Here is a 24,193-nt window from a genome sequence, read left to right on the forward strand (position 1 = left end):
AACGACCCCGACCCCGGACCGGCATAAATCCGCGCCGAATTGACCTCCGGCGGTAACGCCCCGAAATCCAACATCATTGACTCCTTTAACCCGTCGCGGCCGCGTTGGCCGCCTCAGTCACGGCATACGACCCCGAGCTCATGCTGAGGGTGTTGACGAACACTTCGTGAACCGCCGCCGCCTGAGCGCTGACGGCTTGGTACATCTGGGCATGCGCGGCGAACTGCGCCGCTGTCAGCGCTGACACTTCATCGGCCGCGGCCGGGACCACTCCGGTGGTGGGGGCCGCCGCGGCTGCGTTCTGCGCGTTGAGCGCCGAGCCGATGCTTTGCAGGCTGCCCGCCGCCGCTGCGAGCGCCTCCGGCTGCGTCGTCACAAAAGACATCTGAAGTCCCTCCCTACTTTCCCGGCTCGCCGGCTCTCGAGGATCGGTTTGCCTTCGGGCCCACCGGGGGCTTGGCTTACTCGTGAGATTAGATGGGTCACGCGGTGCCTTGCCTCCCTAGTGCCGACTGTTCATAACTGGACAACTTCCGTTCACTTGGACGTTCCCTATCCGGCCGATGGCGGGCGGGTCAGGACGCTGTAGCGGAAGCCATATTTGTGGGAATAGCCGGCGGCGGCGCCGGCCCGCCGGCCCACCGCGCCGGTCGGCATACCGCGCAGCAGGGCGTTGCCGGGGGGGTTGGTCGCCGAAACGGTCTGAATCGGAGCGGCCTCCGCCTCGGCGGCATCGGCCGAGCTCACCGTGGATGCCAACGTGGCCCACTGCTGGGGCACCGAGAGCCCGCCGACCTGAGCCGCCTGTCCGGTACTCGCGGTCACCGCGCCGGCGGCGTTGCCCAGGTTGCCGAGGCCCAACTGGGCGAACGCCGGTGTCGGGAACCAGGCACCACCGGCACCCGCCGTCGCACCGCCGGGACCGAAGGTGAGCTGCTGGCCTATCGACCAGCCGAAGTTTCCGATACCCACCCCGAAGTACGCCTGCAGCGTCTGTTTGATGATCGCGGTGTAACCACCGGGGCCCATCTGCCACCACCAGGTATTCGGGGTAGGCAAGATGTCCTGCAGCGAGGTGCCGGTCGTGGTCGGTGCCGTGGCGGCCGCCGAGACTTGCTGCGCCGCCGTTTGCGGGGCGGTGGCCGACAACGCCTGCGGCGTCGCCATCTGCGACGACGTGTGGGCGACGGTCTGCGCGGTGTTGCCGGCCTGCTGCGTGGTGGCCTGCGAGACGGCGGCGAACTGTTGGGATTCGCCGTCCGGCGTGGTGGTCTGGGGCGGCGCCGCGAACGGCGTCATCTGCGAAGCGGTGGTCGAGGCGGCGGCGTAGGTGTACATCGCCGCGGCGTCCTGCGCCCACATCTCCATGTACTGGGCCTCGGTCGCGGCGATGGCCGGGAAGTTCTGCCCGAGGAAGTTGGTCGCGATCAGCGTCGCCAACAAGACCCTGTTGGCCGCGATCACCGGGGGCGGAACCGTCATGGCAAACGCGGCCTCGAAGGCGGCGGCGGCCGCACGCGCATGACCGGCGGTCTCCTCGGCCTGACCGCCGACGGCACCCAGCCAGGTCACATAGGGCGTGATGGCCGCCACCATCGACGTCGAGGCGGGGCCCACCCAGGGCCCGTTCGTCAGCTCGTCGATGATCGAGTTGTAAGCGCTTGCCGCCGTGCCCAATTCGGCTGCAAGCACATCCCAGGCGGCCGACGCGATCATCATCGGCCCCGAGCCTGGTCCTGCATACATCCGACCGGAGTTAATCTCCGGCGGTAACGCCCCGAAGTCAAACACCTGTTCTCCTCAGTTGGTCGCGACCTCTCGCGATCGCGACCGTCGTATCGGAATCAGTGGTGGCCGTAGTCACGGCTTCGTAAGCAAACGCCACCCCCCCGGCTGCTGACGTGGGAATCGCCGACTCAGACCTCGCGGTCCACCACCCCAGTCGGCGGGCTCGCCGGCGCGTCCTGCCGATCCCGGACACGGCGCCCAAATGTGGTCTACCACCACGCGTTTCGGACATCCGGTCAAGAACAACGTGCACCTTGAAGCCTCGATTGATCCCCGTTGTCAGCAACCGAGCGACAGCCCGCGTGTGTCCGAACTGTCGCTCGCCAATGAGATTAGTTTGTTACCGCGGGTGCTCCGATACGCGAAGCCAACTGTTCATTCCAGGCCAGCCAATGTTCACTCCCTGTCGACTCACGTTCATGTCCGGCAACCGATTGTTCATCCGCGGTTTTCCTCGCCCGCACGCCGGTCAGTCCTCTTCGAGCACCAGGGCCATCTCGGGACAGGAGGCGACGCCGTCGCGCGTCAGCTGCTCGTCCTCGGGCCTCACCTCGTGTTCTTCAAGCGTCGAATAACCCGAATCGTCTATCGGGAACAGATCCGGATCGACGGCATAGCACTGCGCGTGGCCCACGCATTTCGACTTGTCGAGACGAACCCTCACCGGCTTCCTCCCCGGACGACGCACTTAAGGAATCGAGACGTACAGTAGTCGCTCGGTGTAGCCCGCGACACGGTGCGGCCATCGCCGGCCGCAGTGGACCGTGCATTCGCCCGCACGCGGATTCGTGTCCCTTTGCCGCACATGCGATATTGATGTGCCAGCAGAACTTAAAGACAAGCGGAGACTGGGCGCATGACCACTCCTGGCCAGGGCCAGCAAGGCACGTTCCACCTCCCCCGGCTCGATTACGAGAAGCTACCGATGGCGGCGGATCGAGGTGTGGGGTGGAAGGTGCTGCGCGACGCCGGGCCGGTGGTGTTCATGAACGGCCACTACTACATCACGCGCCGCGAGGACGTGCTGGCGGCGCTGCGCAACCCGAAGGTCTTTTCGTCGACGATACTTCAGCCTCCCGGCCACCCATTGCCGGTGCTGCCGTTGGCCTTTGACCCCCCGCAGCACACCCGCTACCGGAAAATCCTGCAGCCGTTCTTCAGCCCGCACGGACTGAGCGCGTCGCGGCCGGCGCTCGAGCGGCACGCCGCCGAGATGATCGCTGCGTTCGCCGGCGAGGGCAAGTGCGAGGTGATGGCGGATTTCGCGCGCCTGTACCCGTTTCAGGTCTTCATGGACCTCTACGGTCTGCCGTTGGAGGACCGCGACCGCCTGATCGCCTGGAAGGACGCGGTCGTCGCGGATAAGCCGTATCTCACCCCGGGCGACCTCGAGCAGGGCCGGCACCTGCTGGCCTACCTGGTCGACGCTATCCAGCAACGCCGGCACAATCCGGGGTCCGACATGCTGTCGCGCGTCATGGCCAGTGACGGCGATTTCAGCGACCTGGAACTGCTGGGCATGAGCCACCTGCTGATCCTGGCGGGTCTGGACACGGTGACGGCGGCGATCGGATTCTGCCTGCTTGAGTTGGCCCGGCGCCCCCAGCTGCGCGAGTTGCTTCGCGACGACCCGAAGCAGATCCGGGTCTTCATCGAGGAGATCGTGCGACTGGAACCGTCGGCGCCGGTGGCGCCGCGGATCACCACCCAATACGTCGAGATCGGCGGCATGACGTTGCCACCCGGCACGTCGGTGCGGTTGTGCATGGCGGCGGTCAACCGCGACGACAGCGACGCCACGTCGGTCAATGAGCTCGTCATGGACGGAAAGGTGCACCGCCACTGGGGCTTCGGTGGCGGGCCGCACCGCTGCCTGGGCTCCCACCTCGGCCGGATCGAGCTGACGGTGATCGTCGGCGAATGGCTCAGGCAGATCCCCGACTTCGACGTGCCGGCGGACTACGTCCCCGAAATCACTTTCCCGTCAAAGAGTTTCGCGCTCAAGGAACTACCGCTGCGCTGGGGCTGATCCAGCCAACCCCAGCGCAGCGGTATCCGTCGGCGCCTATTTGCGCAATTCGGTCGACGCGACCTGTACGAACACACCGGTGTCCTCGGCCATCAGCAGGCCTCGGCCGCGGGGCAGCGGGCCACCCTTCATCTTGCCGCGGATGAAGCCCTCGTCCGGATCGGCGTCCATGACCAGCAACGGCGCGTTCGCCTGGGCCAGTGCGCGCAGCATGGGGTCGCTGCCCGCCGACGACCAGCCACCGAAGGTGCGCGTGACGAGCACGTGCAGCCCGACATCGGCGGCCCTGGTCACCCACGGCGCGGCCTTGTGCAGCGGCGAATCGAACCCTGCCGGCAGCTGCTGGATGTCGTCGACGATCAGGAAGATCTCCGGGCCGCTCCACCACGACCGCGACAACAACTCCTCCGCGGACAGCCCGGGCGGCGGTTCGCGCCCGGCCAGGACCGCCGCCAATTCGCCCATCATCGCCTGGACGCCGTCCAGGTTGTAGGCGAACTTCTCGACGTAGTCCGAACCCAGTGTGGTCAGCAGCTGACGTCGTGGGTCCACCAGCCACACCTGCGCCGACGGCTGGCCAGCCGGCGGCGGCGGCGCGCTGCTCGCCCCGGGTGCGTACAGCCGGCCGATTTCTCGCATGATGGTGGCCAGCGTGGTCGTGCGCCCACATTCGCGTCGCCCGGTCACCATCAGGTGCGCGTTCTCGGCGAAGTTGAGGTAGACCGGCGCCAGATCCAATTCGGAGATGGCCCAAGCGATTCCGCCCGCGCCGACACCTTGACGGGTGTCTCGCGCGGCCAGCTCCCGCAGCTGCTCGAGATCGAACCGCGCCGGGAGGCGGCGCACCGGCGGGGCCTGGGCGCTGGTGAGGCGACCGACCGCGTCGATCACGCTGTCGGACTCGAACACGTAGTCGGGCGTGGTCGCGAGCGCGGGCCGGGCCACCAACGTGTGCAGACCGGCCTGCGGGTCGGAGTCCAGCCTGACGTAGTTGACCGCGACCATGCCGCGGCCCGGCTTGACCGGGACGTCCTTGGCGAATCGCGAACGCACCAGCTTGGCGTCTTCCACCGCGGCCAGCCGCAATTCGACCCGGGACCCGAACCCGCTGCGCACCGGGGGCCGCAGTTCGGACTCGCGATCGGCGGTGACCACCACGTGCACCCCGAATGAGGGGCCCTGGTTGATGATCACGTTCACCTGCTCGATCAGCACCTCGTTCTCTTCGGCCAGCGCCCGGTAGTTGTCCACCACCAGGTAGACGTCGCCGAACCCGTCGTTGGGCACCGGGCCGGGCTCGCCGCCGAACTTACGGCGCCGGAAGACCTCCATCGAGGCGATGCCGTACTCGAGGAACGTGCTCTTGCGCTGGCGCACCAAGGCCAGCAGCTCGGCCACCGTGCGGCGCACACCGTACGGGTCGGTCGGGCCGGCCACCTCGCCCACGTGCGGCAGCCGGGCGACCGTGGTCAGCGCGGTGCTGCTGTAGGCCAGGCAGTAGAACTGGACCTGCTCGGGGGTGTGGGTCAGCGCGGCCGAGCAGATCAGCGTCTGCAGGGCCGTCGTCTTGCCCGAACCGCCGGCGCCCAGGATCAGGACGTTGGCGCCCGGCCCCGAGGTGTCGACAGTCCACGGCGGCTGGTCGTGCTTGAAGGGCCGGTCGATGATCCCGATCGGGAAGACCAGATCCTTGGCGGAACCGTAGTTCTCTTGCCACGGGTGACCGAGGAACCGGTTGACCAACTCGTCGATGGGCACGGGTTGGTTCAGCGGCGGTTGCCACAACCGGTAGGGCTCGAAGTCGATCTTGCGCAGCTGATCGATGATCACCGTGCCGACCTTGGGGACCCTGATGCCCTCGACGTCCTCGTCCTCACCCGCCGCGCCGTCGGCTTCCAGCGTCTCGCCGTTGGTGATCGCGGCCGGGGTGAGTTCCGGTCCGCCCACGCTGACCTCGAGCGGGGTGAACGAGTTGGTGAACAGCTGCGGGCGCACGTAGTCGATGCTGTGCACCAGCGCGGGCGCCTCGTCGCCGTCGTCGGTGAGTCCGCGGGCGAAGTAGTCCCGCCACAGGAACTCCGCCTGGAACCGGACGATGTCCTCCAGGCTGCGCCGGAAGTAGCCCAGACCCGCCTGCGCCGGCAGGTTCACCGCGTTCGGCACACCCGCCGCCTGCGCGGCACCGGCGGTGCGCGCCTTCAGCACCAGCCGGTAACCCATGTTCTCCATGAGCTTTTCGGCCCGGCTCTCGATGGTCTGCGACGCCATCATCAGGTGGATCCAGTATGCGCGACCCTGCCGGCCGATCGAGTCGAGCACGTCGACCGCCGTCGGCATGATGCGGAACCACTCGTAGAACTCGTCGATGACGACCACGAGCATCGGCAGTGGCGGCATGTCCTGGCCGCGTGCTTGCATCCTGAGCCGGACGGAGTTGTACTCCTTGGCGTCGTCGACACCGGCGCTGTCGCAGATCGCCTTGCGGCGGGCGATCTCGCCCCACAGGGCGTCCAGGAAGCGCTCCATCAGCGCCTGGTCTTCTTCCAGGTCGGTGATGATCCGCGACACGTGCGGGACGCCGGCGAACGGCTTGACCGCCGACCCACCCTTGAGGTCGGCCAGCACGAACTGCAGCTCCTCCGGCGGGTGGCTGAGCATCAGCGACTCGATCACGGTCCGCACCAGGGTTGATTTACCCGAACCGGTCGTTCCGGACATGACGCCGTGCGGACCGTCACCGCCCTCGTCCAGCGACTTCATGTCCAAGAACAGCAGCTCGCCGTTGTCGGAGCGGTTACCGAACGGCGCCCGCAGGCGCGACCGCCCCATCGTGTCGGTCCGGGCGCCCCAGAGCGCGTGGAAGTCGATGCGGCCCGGGTCGTCGATCCCGTAGTAGGACAGGATGTCGCGGGCGCCGATGTGGGTGACCCGCTGGCCGATCTCTTCGTAGGCCTCGGCGAGCCGCCAGTGGGCCAGCGCCTGGGAGAACTCCTCCGCCTCCGCGACACTGATGTGGTCGGTGAGCGCGAAGAACCACGGCTTCTCGTCGATCACCATCCAGGTGTCACGGTCGCGGGGCAGCGCCTCGATCACGCCCTTGTCATCGAACCGCAGGGTGCGCTCGGGGACCGCTGTCCACATCGACGCCCCGGTCAGGTCGAAGAAGGTGACTCCGTCGATGCCTTCGGCGCTGATCACGAACTCCCACTGCGGGTCGACGACGTCGGCGACGATCACCGTGTGGGGCGTCGGGGTCTGCGCCGACGAGCTCGCGTGCCGGGGCGTGAAAGAGCCGCGGCCGGCGAACAATTCGGCCTGTTCGGCGGCGAACTCGCGCACCGACGCGTAGACCATCCGCGCGTTGCCGGCGGCGTCCTGGCGGCGCGGGTCACCGAAGTGCGGCAGCCACTTGACCCAGTCCCATTCGTCCAGATCCGAGCTGACGACGACCATCCGCACGTGGTCGGGGCCGTGCGAGAACGCCAGTTGGCAGACGATCGCCCGCATGAGCCCCAGGACCTGCTCCCGCTCACCGTCGAGCGAATACCAGGGCTCGACCAGCAACGAGATCATCTTGGGCAGGTTGTAGACGACGCTCTGGTAGCGACCGAATTCCTGCAGCGCCTTACCGGTCACCGGCTCCAGCTCGATGTCGGTGGGCATGTTCTGCGGCTCACCCCAGGTCACCTCGGGCCGCGTCATGCCGACGCCGACCCGCACCACACCGAAGTTGAGGTCCTTGCCGTCGGGCTTGCGCTCCCACATCCGCGACGTGCCCACCGCGGCGGTCAGCGTGGTCGGCGCCGGGTGGAACCACCGGTAGTTGGCGTCCATGCTGTCCGCGGACTCGTGGGCGGTCTCGCGCAGCATGTCCAGCATCAGCATGAACTGGGCGCGCATCGCGTCCAGCTTGGGCCGGCTCATCTGCTGCTGACCGCCGAACCGGCCGCCGAACATCATCATCGCGACGCCGCCGATCATGAAGATCGGGAAGATGGCGCCGGCGCCGCCGAACACGTGCGAGCCGCTGGCGAAGGTCATGCCGACCATGCCGATCAGCAGGCCGACCACCAACACGCCGACCACCACGAGCCACCAGGGCTTGCCCTCCGGAGGCGGAATGCTCAGGGGTGTCGGGAGGACGATGTTCTCCGGCTTGATGACCGGAGGCTTCTCCGGCGTCGGCCGGGCAAACCCGCGTTTCACTTAGGTACCGCCAATTCTGCTGGGGACATATCCATCGGTAGGGTGTCGTGCTCCACGAGCGCGTCGGCCCGCGACAAGGTCGGCCCTTGCGGGAGCAGTCGGAGCGCCACCCAGGGCGCCAGGCTCGGTTTCGTCTTGAGGCCCAACGCCTCGCGGACGTCCCGGGTGTCGTCGACGCCGAACCGGGCCCCCGCGTCCGTCAGCCACCACAGCGATTCCGTCGTCTTGGCGCCGGGGTCGTTGCCGGTGACGGCCACGAAGTTGCCGTAGTCGGGCCCGAAGAAGACCTGGTCGGCCTCGCGGCCGGTGGTGTCGGCCTTGACCAGGGACACCACCTTGCTCTCATCCTTGGCGGCGACCGGGATGGTCGCGCCGGAGATGACCTGGATGCGGGCCCGGTTCTCCCCCGAGGTCTTCTGCCACCACCAGCAGGTCGCCGGGTTCTCGCGGATGTCCGCCACGTTGAGTGGGGCGTCCGGGTAGGAGGACAGGTCCAGCTTGTTGACCACGGGCATCTTCGCCAGGGCGGACGGTTCCACGGTTACCGGCTTGGTGTTGCCCGGCCCGGCGTTCTGCAGGATCTGAGCCACCAGCGGCGGCAGTGTCTGCACGCCGTCGGCCAGCACCAGTGAATACTGTTGCGGCCCACTGATTTGCGGCGTGACGATCACGGTGCCGATCGGGCCGGGCGCACCCGGGAACGACGCGGCCGCGCCGGCGTTCTGCACCTGGGGCACGGTCAGCTCCGGGCCCACCGGCAGCGCGTCGAACAACGCGCGGCTCATGGGCTTCGCCTGGCCGACCTGCTCCGGCGTCAGGCCCAGCGGCAACAGCACCGATCGGTTCGTCGCGTCGATCCGGGACCGGCGGCCCTCCCGGATCACCCAGGCGTCCCCGCCGTAGCTCAGCACCACGGCGTCCGTCCCGTTGAGGACGTGCCGGTGGTTGCTGAGGTCGGGGTTCCCGTCGATCACGGTCACCGTCACGCCGGACGGCGCGCTGACACCGGTCGAGGTGGCGACGGTGTCGCACACCAGCCACGACGACGTGGACGGGGCCGTGGGGTGGAAGTTCGACGGCGCGCCGGGGATGCCGACCAGCGGACCGCGCGGCAGGCTCGCGATCTGGTTGGACTTGACCAGGTGCGGGTTGTCCGGGCGACCGGTGATCAACCGCGCCGAAGCCAGGTTCAGCGCCGGGTACAGCTTGTCGCCCACGCGGACGTAGAGCGCCCCGGAGTCGCGGTCGGCGATGATCGGCGAATCCCCGACCTGGCCCGCCGGGCTGAGGAACGAGTAGAGCAGAGCGCCCAGGCAGATCACCAGCGCCGCCGAGACCGAGGCCACCACGGCCAGCGTCTGCCGCCGGCCCGGCTCGACCTCCATGCGGACACGCCACCGGGTGAGGGCCATTGCGGTGCGACGAGCGAGGAACTGGTAGCCGGTCACCTGCGTCCGCGTCGACAACCCGAGGCCGTACCCCGACCCGCGTTGTCCGCGACTCTCTTCCGCCACGTTAATTCACCATCCGGTCTGCTAGAACGCCTGGATATTGTCCGTCGTAAATATCCGCTGCGCGAATTACATCGACAACCGTAAGGCACCCGTACGGGCCTCGCCACGCGGCGCCGATGGCGTTCGCTGCCACATCCCTTTATCTGTAGGTGTCCGGTCGTGCGCGGTTTGCCGGATCGCGCCGGGCCCGCACCGCGCCAGGCGCCGCTGAACTGGCACTATCGGATTCCCCCGCCGATCCCCGCCCGGACTCCTCATGTCTCCTCAGGGCATCGTAATGGCGGATGCCCGGCTCGTCCTGTTGAGCGTGCACGCCGACGCGAACGAACGGGCGCGGCAGGGCCGGCAAAACGGGGGGTGGGCGCACGCCGGCCGGTGGGCGCCTCTCCCCGATTGGTCGGGCGGCGAATTCTGGCAGCAAGATGTGCGGTATGAGTGAGCTCGCGCCGTCGCTCGTCGAACTTGCCAGGAGATACGGCATCGCGACCGAGTACGACGACTGGACCGGGCGGCGGGTGCCGGTTCCGGCATCCACGCTGGTGGCGGTGTTGGCCGCGCTGGGCGTGCCGGCCGCCACCGAGCAGGCGCGCAACGTGGCCCTGGCCGCCAAGCTGCGGTCGCACTGGACGCGGCGGTTGCCGGCCACGATCGTCGGCCGCACCGGTGAGCAGACGCGGTTCTGGGTGCACGTGACCCACGGCGATCCCGCCGAGGTCTGGTTGCAGCTCGAGGACGGCACGGTGCGCGGCGGGATCCAGCAGGTCGACAACTTCACCCCGCCGTTCGACCTGGGCGACCGCTGGGTCGGTGAGGCCAGCTTCGTGCTGCCGGCCGACCTGCCGCTGGGCTATCACCGGGTGCATCTGCGTTCCTCCGACGGGGAGACCAGCACCGCGCTGATCGTGACGCCGGACTGGCTCGGGCTGCCCGAGCGGCTCGGCGCCCGCCGAGCCTGGGGGATGGCCGCCCAGCTCTACAGCGTGCGCTCCAAACAGTCGTGGGGCGTCGGCGATCTGACCGATCTGGCCGACCTGGCGGTGTGGTCGGCGTCGCGGCACGGCGCCGACTATTTGTTGGTCAATCCCCTGCACGCGGCCGCCCCGACGCGCCCCATGGAACCGTCGCCCTATCTGCCGACGTCGCGGCGCTTCATCAACCCGATTTATCTGCACGTCGAGGCGATTCCCGAGTTCGCCGAGCTGCCCAAGCGCAGCCGGGTGCGGCGGCTGCGCTCCGAGGCGCAACAGCGAGCCGCTCGACTCGACGCCATCGACCGCGACGGCGCGTGGGCGGCGAAGCGCGCCGCGCTCGAGCTGTTGCACCGGGTGCCGCGGTCGGCGGGCCGTGAGTTGTCCTACCAAGCCTTCCGGGCCCGCGAGGGCGGCGCGCTCGACGACTTCGCCATCTGGTGTGCCCTGGCCGAGAAGCACGGTGCCGACTGGCACTCCTGGCCGCAATCGCTGCAGCATCCGCACGCGCCCGGCGTCGCCGCGTTCGCCGAAAAGCATTCGGGCACAGTCGATTTCCATCGGTGGCTGCAGTGGCAACTCGACGAGCAACTGGCCTCGGCGCAGTCGCGGGCCGTCCGGGCCGGAATGGCGCTGGGCGTGATGCACGACCTGGCGGTCGGCGTGCATCCCCACGGGGCCGACGCGTGGGCGCTGCAAGACGTGTTGGCGCTGGGCGTCACCGCCGGCGCGCCGCCGGACGAGTTCAATCAGCTCGGCCAGGACTGGTCTCAGCCGCCGTGGCGGCCCGATCGGCTGGATGAGGAGGAGTACCGCCCTTTTCGGGCGCTGATCCGTGCGGTGCTGCGGCATGCCGGCGGCGTGCGCATCGACCACATCATCGGGTTGTTCCGCCTGTGGTGGATCCCGGAAGGGGCGCCGCCCACGGAGGGCACCTACGTGCGTTACGACCACGAAGCGATGATCGGCATCGTCGCCCTGGAAGCACACCGCGCCGGGGCGCTGGTGGTCGGCGAGGACCTTGGCACCGTCGAGCCCTGGGTGCGTGACTATCTGTTGTTGCGCGGACTGCTCGGCACGTCGATCCTGTGGTTCGAGTTGGACCGCGACGGTAACGGCGGTCCCCTGCCGGCCGAGCGCTGGCGGGAGTACTGCCTGTCCTCGGTGACCACCCACGATCTGCCGCCGACCGCCGGCTACCTGGCGGGTGACCACGTGCGGTTACGCGAAAGCCTCGGATTGCTCACCCGCCCCGCCGAGGACGAACTCGCCTCCGACCGGGCCCAATTGGCAGCCTGGATGGCCGAATTACGCCGGGTGGGGTTGCTCGATGACGGCGAGACCGACGCGGACAGCGTCGTCCTTGCCCTGTATCGGTACCTGGGACGGACACCGTCGCGCCTGGTGGGCGTGGCGCTGACCGACGCGGTGGGCGACCGCCGGACCCAGAATCAGCCCGGCACCACCGACGAATACCCCAACTGGCGGATTCCGCTGACCGGCCCGGACGGCCGCCCGATGATGCTCGAGGACGTGTTCACCGATGCCCGGGCGGCCACCCTGGCCGAGGCCGTGCGCCACGCAATCGCGCCCGCGGCGGCCGAAAGCGCGCCTGTTAGCTTCTGAGGCCATGAAGGTCTCAGTGGTGGCCCCGGTCGCCGACGGCGTCACCGCGGATCCGGAATGGATGGCGGCCTTCGCGGGTCACCTGGAGCGATGCGGTTTCGAGTCGATCGTCGTCGTAGAGCACACGGTGCTGGTCACCCGCTACGACAGCGTCTATCCCTATGACAGTTCCGGGCGCGTCGGCTTGGCCGCCGACTGCCCCATCCCCGACCCGCTGGACCTGCTGGCCTTCCTGGCCGGCCGGACCACCACCCTGGGGCTGGCCACCGGCGTGTTGGTGCTGCCGAACCATCACCCGGTGGTCCTGGCCAAGCGGGCCGCCACCGTGGACGCGTTATCGGGCGGGCGGCTACGACTGTGCGTGGGCGTGGGATGGCTCAGGGAGGAGCTCGAGGCGTGCGGCGCCGATTTCGAGGACCGCGGCCGCCGAGCCGACGAGCAGCTGGCCGTCTTGCGGGCGCTCTGGGCCGACCACCCGCACGGGGCCTCTCACCACGGCGAGTTCTTCAGCTTCGACAACGTCATGTGCTACCCCAAACCCGTTGCGGGTCCCCGCCTCCCGATCCATATCGGCGGGCACAGCCGAGCGGCGGCGCGCCGCGCGGGCCGGCTCGGTGACGGCCTTCAGCCGCTCGGCGTGACCGGGCCCGCCCTGGCGTCGTTGATCGCGGTCATGCGCGACGAGGCGTCGTCGGCCGGCCGCGATCCGGCTACCCTCGAAGTGTCATTGGGCCACGCGGTCAACAAGATCGACGCCGACCGCGCCGGCGGACTCGTCGAGCAGGGCGCCGACCGGCTTGTGCTGGCCATGCCGCCGACCACCGACATCGAGCAGGCCAAGGATCTGCTGTCGGCATGTGCGCAACGCCTGTCACTGATTGCATGACCCCGATGCCGCTGTCGACCGATGACCGAGCCGCCCTGAGCGACGTGGTGCACCGATACGCCGCGCACGTCGACGAGCGCCAATTCGACTCCGCTGCAGCGCTGTTCACCGACGCAGCCGTGCTGGTGGTGGCCGACCCGCCGAAGGCGCTGGAGCCGGTCCGTTCGCACCGGGGTCGAGACGCCATCGCCGGCGCGGTCGCCGCCGTCGCGGCGCTCATTCGGACCGAGCACGCCATCATCGGCGAGGTGTACGACCAGGCCGCCCGGCCGGGCACCGCGCGCGGACGCGTCGCGTGCATCGCGCACCATTGGGACCAGCGTGGTGACGAGCTTGTCGACGTGGTCTGGCATCTGCGCTACGACGACGAATACGAGCTGACCGACCGCTGGCGGATCGCCCGCCGGGCGTTGACCATCAACGCGATTGAGACCCGTGTGGTCCGCCGGGTACGCCGACACGACCTGATCTAGCGAGCTTGCAGAAGACTTTGCGCAAACTCACAGCGGCCGTCCATGATCCGAATCTGCGGAAGTAACGTCGTGTTTGTTGAGCGATTGCGGTTATCTCGGCCAGCGTCGGGGCGAATTTTGCCCACGTCGGCCCGGGGCCGGCGGCCGTAGGTCCCGGCGAGCCCGCGGACGCAGCAGTTCTTCCTGATCGTGTCCAATTTATACAAGTCGGTCCGTGTATTTTCGGCCGCGTGACGAACACCGAACATCGGAACCCGGGCGTCGCTTCCGCCGGACTCACCGGGGGGCGGGCAGCACCGAACGGCAATGTATCGACACTGGCAGTGGGCACGCCGCTGGAGTCCCCGCCGGACTACCGCAGCGAGATTCACACCGCCGAAGACATCATCGACGTCGAGACCTATGGCGGCGGTTTCGACCTCACCAGGCGCGCGACCGCTCCGAAGCTGCGCATCGGCCGCGACCGCTGGTTCAACCTGCTCTGGCTGATCCCCATCGGGTTTGCCCTGCTGGTCGCCGGGGTGGCCGTCGGCAAAGGCCTGCACAACATGCCGGCGGTGCAGTCCTTCATCCAGCGTTATCCCGGGACGGACAGTTCCGGTGTGACACCCGGCCTCCCGGCGTGGATCGGTTGGACCCATTTCTTCAACCTCTTCATGATGATGTTCATCATCAGGACGGGGATCCAGATCCTCTGCGACCATCCCCGGCTCTACTTCAGCCGCAACGCGACCCCGGGCAAGGACGAATGGCTGCGGGTGGGCCCGCCGGTGCCGGACGACGAGCTGTGGACGGCTAACGCCGACACCGTCGCCCTGCCACCACAATTCGGTCTGCCGGGGTTTCGGCACTCGATCGGGCTGGCCCGCTGGTGGCACCTCGGGGTGGACGTGCTGTGGCTCGTCAACGGCGCCGTCTTCTATGTGCTGCTGTTCGTCACGGGCCAGTGGCGGCACATCGTCCCGACTAGCTGGGACGTCTTCCCCAACGCGGCCTCGGTGGCGGTTCAATACCTGTCCCTGGACTGGCCGACCGACAATGGGTGGGTCGCCTACAACGGCCTGCAGTTGTTGTCCTACTTCACCACGGTCTTCATCGCCGCACCCGCCGCGCTCATCACCGGCCTGGGTATGTCACCCGCGCTGTCGCAACGCGTTCACTGGCTGAGCAAGCGCCTGAGCATCCAGCACGCTCGGTCGCTGCATTTCGTGGTGCTGGTGTACTTCCTGTTCTTCATCCTGGTTCACGTCACGATGGTGTTGACGACCAGCGCGCTGCGAAACCTCAACCACATGTTCGCCTCCCGCGACGACAACAGCTGGGTCGGCTTCGGGATCTTCGCCGCGGCCATGGTGCTGACGGCGATCGCGTGGGTTTGGGCCACTCCGTTCACCATTCGCCATCCGCGGGTGATCCAGCGGGTCGGGTACGCGCTCGTCGGCCCCTTCCAGCGCATGCTCGAACAACTCGACCCCAAGCCGGGCGGCTTCACCGAGAAGGACATCTCGCCACACCACTGGCGCAACGGCCGGCTGCCGGAGACCGTCGAGTACAAAGAGCTGGAAGCCAACGACTTCAGGGACTGGCGGCTCAAGGTCTACGGCCTGGTCGAACACCCGATGGAGTTCTCGCTCGAGGACTTGATCGCCCTGCCCTACCACGAGCAGATCAGCCAGCACTTCTGCATCCAGGCATGGTCGGGCGTCGCCAAATGGGGTGGCGTGCAGATGAAGACGATCATGGACATCGTCAAGCCGCTGCCGGAAGCCAAATGGGCGGTGTTCTATTCGATGGGCCTCGGCGCGACCGGCGGCATCTATTACAACGCCCACCACATCGGGCAGATGGACCACCACATGACCATGCTCGCCTACAAGATGAACGACCAGCCGCTCCCCTACATGCACGGCAGGCCGCTGCGGCTGCGCAACGAACTGCAGCACGGCTTCAAACTCGTCAAGTGGATCAAGGGAATCGAGTTCGTCGCCGACTACCGCGACATCGGCAGCGGCTACGGCGGTTACAGCGAGGACCACAAGTACTTCGGGCGGCACCAGACGCTGTAGGGCGCAGCGCAGAACCCTCGGGCGTCGCACTCTCACGTCGTTTGTCCCGACGGCAATCCGGGTAGCACAACGGAAGCGGCCGAACGGAAGTGACAGCAGAGGAGACGCCCATGAGGCACAGCCCTGTCGACGATGATCGGACCACTGATCGACATGACGCCGAGCCGGGGCGCGACCTCGAACACACGCCCGGCCTCATCGTCGTCGGGGCTGCGGCCCTGGCATTCGTGATATGCGTGGCGACGTTCGCGCTGGGAGACGCGGGTGCGGGCGTAGCCGCCGCGATCGTCGCCCTGCTCGGATTCGGCGCCGGCCTGGCCTGGCTCACGATGGACCGCAGGCGAATTCGCCAGAGTGAGCGGGAATGGCCGATGGGCCACGCGGCGCGCTAGCGCTACTGCAGCGCGACGAGGTTGTGCACGGACTTCTCCACATCGGAGCGGAGCACTCGCGCGACCAACCCCCCGACCGGACCGCTGAGCAATCCGCCCCTGAGGTCCGCGGTGAGGTGAAAGTCGGTTCCGGATTGCTGGTCCGTGATGGTCATCGCCACCCCGAGGCGTATCCCACCGCGGCCGCGACCTTGCAGCTCAATGGATTTCGGCTCGTCGTAGCGGGTGACCGTCCAGTGGACGACGTTGCGAAACCCCTTGACCTTCACGCAGGAGGACACGCAGGTGCCCTCCTCGATCGTTTCCGGAACGGGCCCGCGCCACCCGGCGAAAATGGTCATCCACTCGTCGAATCGGCTCAGGTCGGACGCCAGCTTCCAGGCGGCCTCCGGATCCACCTGCGACGTCACCGAAACATCTACTCGTGCCAAGTCTTCTCGCTCCTCCCCAGACGATGATCGCGATCGGCGCCGGCACCGCTACACAGGCGCCCGGCGCGCAACGTGGATGGGGTACCCGGGGACGGCAGGGCCTACGCGTGGGCCGGGCGCTTAGGGCCAGGTCTGCTCCAATTGCTGGGCAACGTCGATGACCTGCGCGGCTTGTGACTGCGGCGCGTCGATCTCCTCGGCGACGTACTGGGCGACGAATCGGCGGATCTCGCCGTCGACGCCGGCGAGAATGCGCAACACCTCGCCGCGGAAGGACTTCGAAGAGACGTTGACGGTGATGTCGGACGGCCGCGGCTTCGCGACGTCGACGATCAGCAGCAGCGGCTCGGCGGCTCGCGCGGTGGCCCGCAGGGCGATGTCCCCCGAGACCACGAACCGCTGCTTGTCGAGCCGAAGATCGAGCAGCAGATCGATCGACAACGGGATGTGGATGACGAACGTGATGCTGTCGCCCAGGCGGCGCGTGACCTTGGGCTCGTGGATCTTGACGTTGGCGCTGACCTTGGCGATCCCGCCCGGCCCCTGCGCGATGGGCTCCATGGCGAACTCGTTGCCGGCGATGTCGGCGAAGGCGGCGGCGACACGCTCGGGGGTGACGGCGACCTCGAAGAATCTTCGTCCGAACTCTTCGTAGGTGACATAATCGTGAGTCTCCATAGACTTATACCGTCTCACGCCGGCCGTCGGAACCGTCGCTGATCTGCACGCGTCGCCGGAAATCGGCGCGGCCGTGGCTCCTTCGCCGGGACCGCCGTCGACCCAGGACAGGTTGTGAGGCGCGCCACACACGGGGGGCTTCAATTCGATTCGGCCGGTGGTGGCCTGGGAGGCTTGTTGAGTTGGGAGGTGTTTTCCATGTGCGCCCACAAAGCTGCCGAGCGGCGCTCGGACTTCTCGCCCGCGGGCCTGCTCACCTGGCTTGGCGGCGGGCAGTGGCGGGAGCTGGATGAGCGCCACGAGCGGTCCACGCATGCCGTATCCGGCGCGGTGGTGCTGTTCGGGGCGGTGTTGGCCTGGCTGGTGGCGACCCTGGCGGTGAGCGAGTCGGCTCGCTGGTCGGTCCTTTCCGTCCTGCCGCTGACCCTGGTGTTCGGCCTGCTGGTCGGCGCGGTCACCCGCGCCACCACGGCCGGTTCCCGCCAAGGCCGGGCCGGGGTGGCGGCCCGCGCGGCCGTCGCGGTCGCGCTCGGCGCCGTCGTCGGCGAACTGGCCGCGATCGTCCTGCTGTCCGGCTCGATCGACCACCGCCTCGACGAACGCGCCCTGCGCAACGCCGGTTCGGCGCCGGCCGTGACGCAGGCGTCGGCGTCGCTGCAACAAACCCGGGATGCGCGCGCCGCGCTCGACGGCGCCGTCGACCGGGCTCACCAGCAGCAGGATCAGGCCCTGGTCGTCGCGCGCTGCGAATACCACCCCACCCCGGGCTGCCCGCAAACCCGGATCACCGGTGACCCCGGCGCGGGACCCGAGACACGAACCGCCAACGAGCTTTTGGCGGACGCCCAGCACGAACTCGACAACGCGCTGGCCGCTCGTGACCGCCAAGCGCCCGAGTTGGACGCCACCATCTCGCGCCAGCAGCAAGCGCTCGACGACGCTCGCCGCGGCGTGGTCGCGGACGCCGATCGTGGCCTCGGCGCGCGCTGGGTCGCCATGAACGACCTGACGTCGTCCGACTTCGGCGCGCTGATGCTGCGGCTCATGGCGATCGCGTTCTGCGTGCTGCTCTACCTGCTGCCGCTGATCCTGGGACGGTGGCGCGGCGAGACCACCCACGATCGCCATGCCACGGCCCGCGCGGAGCGGGAACGCGCGGAACTCGAGGCGGACACGGCCATCGCGATCAAGCGGGCCGAGGTCCGCCGCGACGCCGAGATGATGTGGGCCGAGCACCAACTCACCCAGGCCCGGCTGGCGATCGAGGCGCAGACCGAAATCGACCGCGAGCAGCAGCGCCGACGAATCGAGGAGGCCTTCGAGCCCCCGGTGCGGGCGGCGTCGCATCGCCCACTCGAACCCGCCGACGAAGACATCTACCTGCCTATTGCCGCGGAGGCCGAGGCCGCCAGCCGAGCGCTGGTAGGGCTGCCCGCCCCCGCGCAGACCGCCGGCGCGAAGAACCTGCCGGCGCCCGCCGGACGCGACGATGCGCCGCGCGAAGACCGTGCAGACGGTGGCACGTCGCCCATCCCGTCGATTCCAGACGCCACCAAGGCCGCGGCGCGGTGGATTCGACCGCTGATGCCGCCTTTCGTCGCGCGGGTGCTCGACACCACGACCGCGCCGCTGCGCACCGCGCGCCAGGTGTTCGAGGAGTTCGAGGAGATCACCTTCGCGCTGCGGCGCACCCACCGCGTCACGATGGACTCCGAAAGCTCCGACGCCGGCGAGCGGCCCATGCCGCCGGACGCGGCGAGTGAGCAGGCCTCGCCCACAAGGGGATTCATCGACTCGTCGCGCGTGGATCGCACCGCGGTGACCCAACGGCGGCCGGGCGGCCGAGAGCGAAGCGCCCCCTCGCTGGGCGCGTCGGAGCGTGGCGGCGATCCGGAATTGACGAAGCGGGACGGACCGGCCGAGCTCGATTCACCGCGGGGGCCGCGGCAACTTCCCCCCGCCTAGCGAGGTCCGCCGTCCCTGGTGCGCGACGCCGGCGCCCGGCCCCTATTCGTTGCCGAAGGTTTGGTAAAGGTCGGGTAGGAATGCGGCCAGGTGATTCATCTCCTGAGCGCAATGCACCATCAGGTTGCGAGCGCTGGTCTCCGCGTTGCCCAGCACCCGTGAGACGATCGGGCGCACCGCCCGCGACGCGACGCCGGGCACGTTGCGGACCGCGATGTGCTTGCCGCCCATCCAGAAGCGCGACCGCATCTCGGCCCCGTTCGCGGTCGAGCGGACGTGGTGAATGAACCATCCGACGTCTACCGGGGCCTCGCTGGACCCCAGCCGGGCACAGATCGCCACCGCGCCGTCGCTGTCGGGCGGGCAGCCCATCGTGACAGGATCGACGAATTGGATTGCGCCGTTGAGCATCGTCGAGCCGATGTACTCGCTGATCAACGACCAGCGGCCGATGTAGCGCCGGGCGCCGGCGCGGCCCGCGTCGTCACAGTCCTTCCAGGCAGCGTGCAGGTGGGCGCGCGGATGCCACAGCTTGTAGCGGCGGGTGTCGCAGCCGTGCCAGCCGAACCACCAGGACCACATGGCCGGGATGACCCCCGGCATGTCAGTGCGCACCGACACCTGATACCCGCCGTCCTCCAGGACGCCATAGCCGTTCTCGGTCTGCTGGTATCCGTCGTCGGCGACGCGCGCGGCGTCGTCGAACGCCAACAGCGCCATGGCGCCCTGCGGCCCGTGTTCCAGGGCCTCGACGACATGGCGTGGCAGCGGGGCCATCTCGGGCGCGAAGAACTTGCCGAACGGGGTGTTCGCGTCGTCGCCGCGGTAGCCCAGATACAGCTCGCCGGCCATCAGAGTCGCCCCATCCAGCTGTTGAACAGGCCGTCGGGGTCGTATTCGGCGCGCACGCGGTCGAGCTTGGCCATGGCGGCGTCGCTGGCGAACCGCGCGGGACGCTGGCCGAGGTTCTCGTCGGCCAGCTGAATGCCGATCGCGTATTCGGACATCGCGGCCATGTTGGACCGCGCCCAGTCGGCATACTTCGCCTCGTCGGCCGGGTCCTTCCACGAACCGTAGAGCGCGAGGTAGATGTCGGCCTCGATGCTGTAGGCCATGTCCTGGCGGGGAGAGCACGGGCCCCAGTTCAGCCAGAGGAAGTGGGCGGGATGCGGCGGCATCGTGTCCAGGATCGTCCGGATGCCCGGCAGCAGGTCTTCAGCCGACGCCGACGTCCACATGTTGTCGACCGCGTAGTGGTGATCGGACAGGTAGTGGCTCATCGCCACGTCATACCAGGTCGGCAAATCGGTTGGCATATAGGCAATCTTGACGAGCGCCTGATCGGCGACCGGGCAGGTGCCGAAGAGGGCGAGGGCCTTCTCGGCCTCCTCGTCGGTGTCCGCGAAGGCGGGCGACGCCAGCGAGATGACCGGGGTGTCGATGCCCATGTTCGGCTCGCCGCGCGAGGCCACGGCCTGCAGCTCGACGCGAGGGTCGACGTCGGCGCTGACCGCCCGCGCCCACGTGAAAACCTCGTCGCCAAGCTCGAATGGATAGACGTAGACGCTGGTGCCGCAGGCGCCGGGGCGGGGATAGAGCTTCAGGTAGAACGACGTGACCACGGCGAAGAAGCCGGGGCCGGCGCCGCGGGCGGCCCAGTAGAGGTCGGCGTTGTTGCTGGCGTCGCAGTGGATCTGTTCGCCCTCGGCGGTGACGACGTCCAGGCCGACGACGCTCTCGCAGGCCGGGCCGTAGATGCGGCTGTTCCAGCCGTACCCACCCTGCAGCAGGTAGCCGCCCAGGCAGACGCCCTTGCAGTGACCACCGGGGAAGAACAGGCCCTGCGCCTCGAGATCGGCCATGAGCAGGCTGCCGCCCTTGCCCGGACCCACTTGGGCGAGCCGCTTGTCGGCGTCGATGACGGCGTGGTCGAGGCGACTGACGTCGAGCAGAACGGAGCCGTCACGCAGGTGGCTGGCCGAGAAGCTGTGCCCCCCGGAAACGACGCTGACCTTCAGGCCGTGCGCCGCGGCGTAGCGGATGCCGGCGACGATGTCATCGGCATCGGCGGCCTGCACGATGACTTCGGGATAGCGCTGCGGCACCCGTTGGTGCCACACGGTGCCACGGCGGGCCGCCTCGTAGCCGTCGTCGCCGCGGAAGTGGTGCCGCCCCGCCGGTAGCCCGCTCATCTCGAATCTCCCTCGATTCACTATTCGGATCTTTGCGATTCGCAATGCGGACCAATATAGTGGGCCGATGCCGAGTTCGGGGGAAAATCTCTCGCCTGGTCGCGACGAAGGAATACAGGTGTTGCGCCGCGCCGCCGCCGCGCTGGACGAGATCGCCGCCGAGCCCGGCCGGTTACGCCTGGTCGACCTGGGTGAGCGGCTCGGCCTGGCCAAGTCGACGGCGCGCCGGCTGCTGGTGGGCCTCGTCGAGGTGGGGCTGGCCGGCGTCGATTCACAGGGCCGGTTCTCCCTGGGCGACCGCCTGCTCGGATTCGGCACTTCGGACGGGGCGCAGATCGCGGCGATCTTCCGGCCAACCATCGAGCGGGTGGCGCGCGCGATCGACGGGGAGACGGTCGACCTCTCGATATTGCGGGGCCAGCGCATGTGGTTCGTCGACCAGATCGAATCGTCGCATCGTCTGCGCGCCGTCTCGGCCGTCGGCGTCCGGTTCCCGATGGAGTCGACTGCCAACGGCAAGGCGGCCCTCGCGACCCTCGACGATGCCGACGCCGAGGCGGTGATCGCCAGCTGCGATCCCGATGTCGCCGACCGGCTTCGCGCCGAGGTCGCCGAGATCCGGCGCTCCGGAGTGGCTTTCGATCGCGACGAACACACCCGGGGAATCTCGGCGGCGGCGATCGCGCGCCGCGCCGCGGGCGACAACGTGATCGCCATCTCGGTGCCGGCGCCGACGGAGCGTTTCCTGGAGAAGGAACCGCGCATCGTCGCCGCACTGCGCGCCGCGGCGGAATCGCCGGCCTGGGGGTATGTCAGCGGACCAGGTTGATCCCGTAGTCGCGTTCGGGCCCGGGAAGGGTCGGCGCTCCGCCCCTCCGGACGCGCCGGACACCGCGCCCCCGAGTCGGCCACCGCAGCGGCAGGCCCTCCGAGCGGGCGCCGGCATCGGTCAGGCTGGAGTTGGAGGCGGCCGGGTTACCCCTCGAAAGCTCGGCCGCCCCAACGTCGTGAGCCCCGCTCAACAGGGCACTGCAGCGGAGGAGAACAGCGGCCCCCATTCGTGCCGGGCCGCGGATTGCGCATCGGTGAAACTCGGCGTCTTCTCGCCGTCGCCGGCCAGGTGTACCAGCGCCCAGGCCATCGCGAACACCGGCACCTTGTGCCGCAAGGCCGCGCTGTGCAATTCGTCCAGGGCGGCCTCCGACGGGCACCGGCGAAGGCCGATGAGAATGCCCCGAGCGGTGTCGAGGATGCGACCGGAATGCGGGCCACACGAAGTCTGGGCGGGAACCCAGTTCGTCGTCATGTTGTGGATACCTCCTGCGGCGCCGTCACGAACCCGCCACTGGCGATAGCGGACGAGGAATTCCTGCGCTACGCATCGTCGCGGCCGCAAACCTCAAAAGCGCCCTGTGCCATGATTTGTCGATTGAGCGCGTTGTGCCAGTCTACTGCCGTGATTGATACCCGCCCGTGACCGTTTCGGGATCGGCTGCTAATCAACGACTCCCACTACATACCGACGGGAATGGAAATCCGACGGATTCGAATTAGCCTGCCAGCGAAAGGATTTCGTCGAAGCCGCCGGCGATGGCGTCGTGGAACACGTCGTAATCGGGAATTGCGGTGGTGTCGATGTTCATGCCGAGCCCGCAGGTGTCGACATAGGTCAGAAGCGTGACATTCACGGCCGCACCGATGGTGGGCCCGAAGGCGTATTGCGCGCGCACCGGGGCGCCGCCGAGGAAAACCGGCACCGGGACGCCCGGCACATCGCTGGCCACGAAATCCACGTGGCGCAGGACCGAGCCGATGTACCACCGGGGCGCCAGATTGAGAACTCCGGCAATCAATTGCGTGTATGGCAGTGATTTTTCGTTGCGTACCGCCGCGGTGCGCTGCCGGATCGCCCTGATGCGTCTTGCCGGGTCGATCTCGCCGACGGGTACGTCGAAGCGCATCAGCGTGATCCGGTTCCCGCCGATGCCGTCCGCTTGGGTCCGCAGGCTGATCGGCATCGTGATGTGTAGGTCGCCCACCGGCACACCGTGCTTTTCGTGGTAGAGGCGCAGTCCACCGGCGACCCCCGCGACAAAGGCGTCGTTCAGCGCCCCACCGCAACGGTGTGCGGCTTCCCGCAGCGGCCGCGTCGGCACTTGATGCACCGCGAGATGACGGATCAGGCCGCGGTCCGTCGCCAACGACGACCCGGGTCGGTTGATCGGGCGGACGGTTCGGTAGACGGATGCCGCGGTGGTCGCCGCGGACCGGAGGGTGCTGACGGGCCGCCGAACCCCGTCGTACATCAACCGTGGCAGCCGGTTGGCCACCCCCGCCAGGGCCGAGTTGAGCAGGCCGGCGTCATAGCGCACGGCATCGGGGTAGCCGCCCAGCAGCGCCGGCCCCGCGACGGCAGGCTCCGGCGGCATGGGGTCGACGGGATAGAGGTCTTCGGAGAGGTCGAACAGGTGCATCGCGATCTGGACCCCACCGACCCCGTCGGTGAGCGCGTGGTGGAACTTGCAGATCACGGCGGCGCCGCCGTTTTCCAGACCGTCGATGAACGTGGTCTCCCACAGCGCGCGGGCCCGATCGAAATCCTGCATCTCGGCCACCCGCGCCATCTCGAGGACGTCGTCGAGGGTCCCTGGGCCGGAGATCGTCGCCCGCCGCAGGTGGTAATCCAGGTCGAAATCCCGGTAATGCTCCCACCGCGGCGGGGCGGGCGCAGGTGACTGCACCACCCGCTGCCGGAACATGGGCAGCGTGCGACTGATCAGGTCGAAGCGTTTGCGCACTTCGTCCCAGTCCGGCGACCGGTCCAGAAGAACGACACTGACCACGGTCGACCGCAGCCGGGGATCGCTTTCCATTGCCCAGGTGAAGGCGTCACTGGCGCGCATAAATGCAGTCATCTTTGTGCTCCTCGCACAGAACGTACGACCGCTGGCGGCCCAGGTCATCGGGTTATCGGCAGTC

Annotated in this window: 20 protein-coding genes; 8 read left to right on the forward strand and 12 right to left on the reverse strand. The window is 68.4% G+C overall.

The window, feature by feature from the left end; translation table 11 throughout:
- From A9X04_RS31265 to A9X04_RS02180, 4 genes are all read right to left on the reverse strand, one after another.
- The coding region (locus A9X04_RS31265; protein WP_156764185.1) for a PPE domain-containing protein at positions 1 to 74 on the reverse strand (74 nt) is incomplete at its 3' end.
- A gap of 11 nt (positions 75 to 85) precedes the next feature.
- On the reverse strand, positions 86 to 385 hold the full coding sequence (locus tag A9X04_RS02170) for a PE family protein (RefSeq protein WP_067917294.1): 300 nt from the start codon (positions 383 to 385) through the stop codon (positions 86 to 88).
- A 167-nt stretch (positions 386 to 552) separates the two neighbouring features.
- On the reverse strand, positions 553 to 1,791 hold the full coding sequence (locus A9X04_RS02175; RefSeq protein WP_067917296.1) for a PPE family protein: 1,239 nt from the start codon (positions 1,789 to 1,791) through the stop codon (positions 553 to 555).
- A 466-nt stretch (positions 1,792 to 2,257) separates the two neighbouring features.
- The gene (locus A9X04_RS02180; protein ID WP_067917298.1) at positions 2,258 to 2,452 is read right to left on the reverse strand and encodes a ferredoxin; all 195 of its coding nucleotides are present in this window, start codon (positions 2,450 to 2,452) and stop codon (positions 2,258 to 2,260) included.
- 192 nt (positions 2,453 to 2,644) lie between these two features.
- Here A9X04_RS02180 and A9X04_RS02185 point away from each other — a divergent pair, with 192 nt between their 5' ends.
- Positions 2,645 to 3,817, forward strand: a complete 1,173-nt coding sequence (locus tag A9X04_RS02185) for a cytochrome P450 (protein ID WP_067917300.1) — start codon at positions 2,645 to 2,647, stop codon at positions 3,815 to 3,817.
- Between the two features lie 36 nt (positions 3,818 to 3,853).
- Here A9X04_RS02185 and eccCa read toward each other — a convergent pair whose 3' ends face one another.
- Together eccCa and eccB are read right to left on the reverse strand one after the other, a co-directional pair.
- Entirely contained in the window at positions 3,854 to 8,023 is a 4,170-nt protein-coding gene (gene eccCa / locus A9X04_RS02190) for a type VII secretion protein EccCa (protein ID WP_067917302.1), read from the reverse strand.
- Positions 8,020 to 9,537, reverse strand: a complete 1,518-nt coding sequence (gene eccB / locus A9X04_RS02195; protein WP_067917304.1) for a type VII secretion protein EccB — start codon at positions 9,535 to 9,537, stop codon at positions 8,020 to 8,022. The genes eccCa and eccB overlap by 4 nt, the downstream gene beginning before the upstream one ends.
- Positions 9,538 to 9,968: 431 nt before the next feature.
- Here eccB and malQ point away from each other — a divergent pair, with 431 nt between their 5' ends.
- The 5 genes from malQ (at position 9,969) to A9X04_RS02225 (ending at position 15,948) form a co-directional block, all read left to right on the forward strand.
- Positions 9,969 to 12,131: a 4-alpha-glucanotransferase gene (gene malQ, locus A9X04_RS02205; RefSeq protein ID WP_067917308.1), complete on the forward strand. Its 2,163-nt coding sequence runs from the start codon at positions 9,969 to 9,971 to the stop codon at positions 12,129 to 12,131.
- Between the two features lie 4 nt (positions 12,132 to 12,135).
- A complete protein-coding gene (locus tag A9X04_RS02210) occupies positions 12,136 to 13,017 on the forward strand; it encodes an LLM class F420-dependent oxidoreductase (RefSeq protein ID WP_067917311.1) in 882 nt (293 codons plus the stop codon).
- Between the two features lie 5 nt (positions 13,018 to 13,022).
- Complete coding sequence (locus A9X04_RS02215; protein ID WP_067917409.1) at positions 13,023 to 13,490, forward strand: nuclear transport factor 2 family protein; 468 nt, start codon at positions 13,023 to 13,025, stop codon at positions 13,488 to 13,490.
- A 323-nt stretch (positions 13,491 to 13,813) separates the two neighbouring features.
- Positions 13,814 to 15,556: a molybdopterin-dependent oxidoreductase gene (locus tag A9X04_RS02220; protein WP_067917313.1), complete on the forward strand. Its 1,743-nt coding sequence runs from the start codon at positions 13,814 to 13,816 to the stop codon at positions 15,554 to 15,556.
- A gap of 110 nt (positions 15,557 to 15,666) precedes the next feature.
- Positions 15,667 to 15,948, forward strand: a complete 282-nt coding sequence (locus A9X04_RS02225; protein WP_067917315.1) for a hypothetical protein — start codon at positions 15,667 to 15,669, stop codon at positions 15,946 to 15,948.
- Between the two features lie 2 nt (positions 15,949 to 15,950).
- On the opposite strand, the gene A9X04_RS02230 is transcribed toward A9X04_RS02225, so the two are convergent.
- Positions 15,951 to 16,379, reverse strand: coding sequence for an SRPBCC family protein (locus A9X04_RS02230; protein ID WP_067917317.1), 429 nt, complete (start codon positions 16,377 to 16,379; stop codon positions 15,951 to 15,953).
- A 120-nt stretch (positions 16,380 to 16,499) separates the two neighbouring features.
- The gene (locus A9X04_RS02235) at positions 16,500 to 17,057 is read right to left on the reverse strand and encodes a hypothetical protein (protein WP_067917319.1); all 558 of its coding nucleotides are present in this window, start codon (positions 17,055 to 17,057) and stop codon (positions 16,500 to 16,502) included.
- Between the two features lie 198 nt (positions 17,058 to 17,255).
- On the opposite strand from A9X04_RS02235, the gene A9X04_RS02240 reads away from it, so the two are divergent.
- Positions 17,256 to 19,022 (forward strand): DUF4407 domain-containing protein, encoded by a 1,767-nt coding sequence (locus A9X04_RS02240; RefSeq protein ID WP_067917411.1) that lies wholly within the window; start codon positions 17,256 to 17,258, stop codon positions 19,020 to 19,022.
- A 42-nt stretch (positions 19,023 to 19,064) separates the two neighbouring features.
- Here A9X04_RS02240 and A9X04_RS02245 read toward each other — a convergent pair whose 3' ends face one another.
- Positions 19,065 to 19,874 carry a DAPG hydrolase family protein gene (locus A9X04_RS02245; RefSeq protein WP_067917321.1) on the reverse strand — a complete coding sequence of 270 codons (810 nt, stop codon included), beginning with the start codon at positions 19,872 to 19,874 and terminating at the stop codon, positions 19,065 to 19,067.
- Complete coding sequence (locus tag A9X04_RS02250) at positions 19,874 to 21,214, reverse strand: FAD-binding oxidoreductase (RefSeq protein ID WP_067917323.1); 1,341 nt, start codon at positions 21,212 to 21,214, stop codon at positions 19,874 to 19,876. The genes A9X04_RS02245 and A9X04_RS02250 overlap by 1 nt, the downstream gene beginning before the upstream one ends.
- Positions 21,215 to 21,281: 67 nt before the next feature.
- Here A9X04_RS02250 and A9X04_RS02255 point away from each other — a divergent pair, with 67 nt between their 5' ends.
- A complete protein-coding gene (locus A9X04_RS02255) occupies positions 21,282 to 22,043 on the forward strand; it encodes an IclR family transcriptional regulator (RefSeq protein ID WP_067917325.1) in 762 nt (253 codons plus the stop codon).
- 189 nt (positions 22,044 to 22,232) lie between these two features.
- On the opposite strand, the gene A9X04_RS02260 is transcribed toward A9X04_RS02255, so the two are convergent.
- Both A9X04_RS02260 and A9X04_RS02265 read right to left on the reverse strand, forming a co-directional pair.
- Positions 22,233 to 22,520, reverse strand: a complete 288-nt coding sequence (locus tag A9X04_RS02260) for an ANTAR domain-containing protein (protein WP_007169962.1) — start codon at positions 22,518 to 22,520, stop codon at positions 22,233 to 22,235.
- 244 nt (positions 22,521 to 22,764) lie between these two features.
- Positions 22,765 to 24,129 (reverse strand): wax ester/triacylglycerol synthase domain-containing protein, encoded by a 1,365-nt coding sequence (locus A9X04_RS02265; protein WP_067917327.1) that lies wholly within the window; start codon positions 24,127 to 24,129, stop codon positions 22,765 to 22,767.
- Positions 24,130 to 24,193: the final 64 nt, after the last annotated feature.

Origin of the sequence: Mycobacterium sp. E3247 (assembly GCF_001667785.1) — a bacterium.
GTDB lineage: Bacteria > Actinomycetota > Actinomycetes > Mycobacteriales > Mycobacteriaceae > Mycobacterium.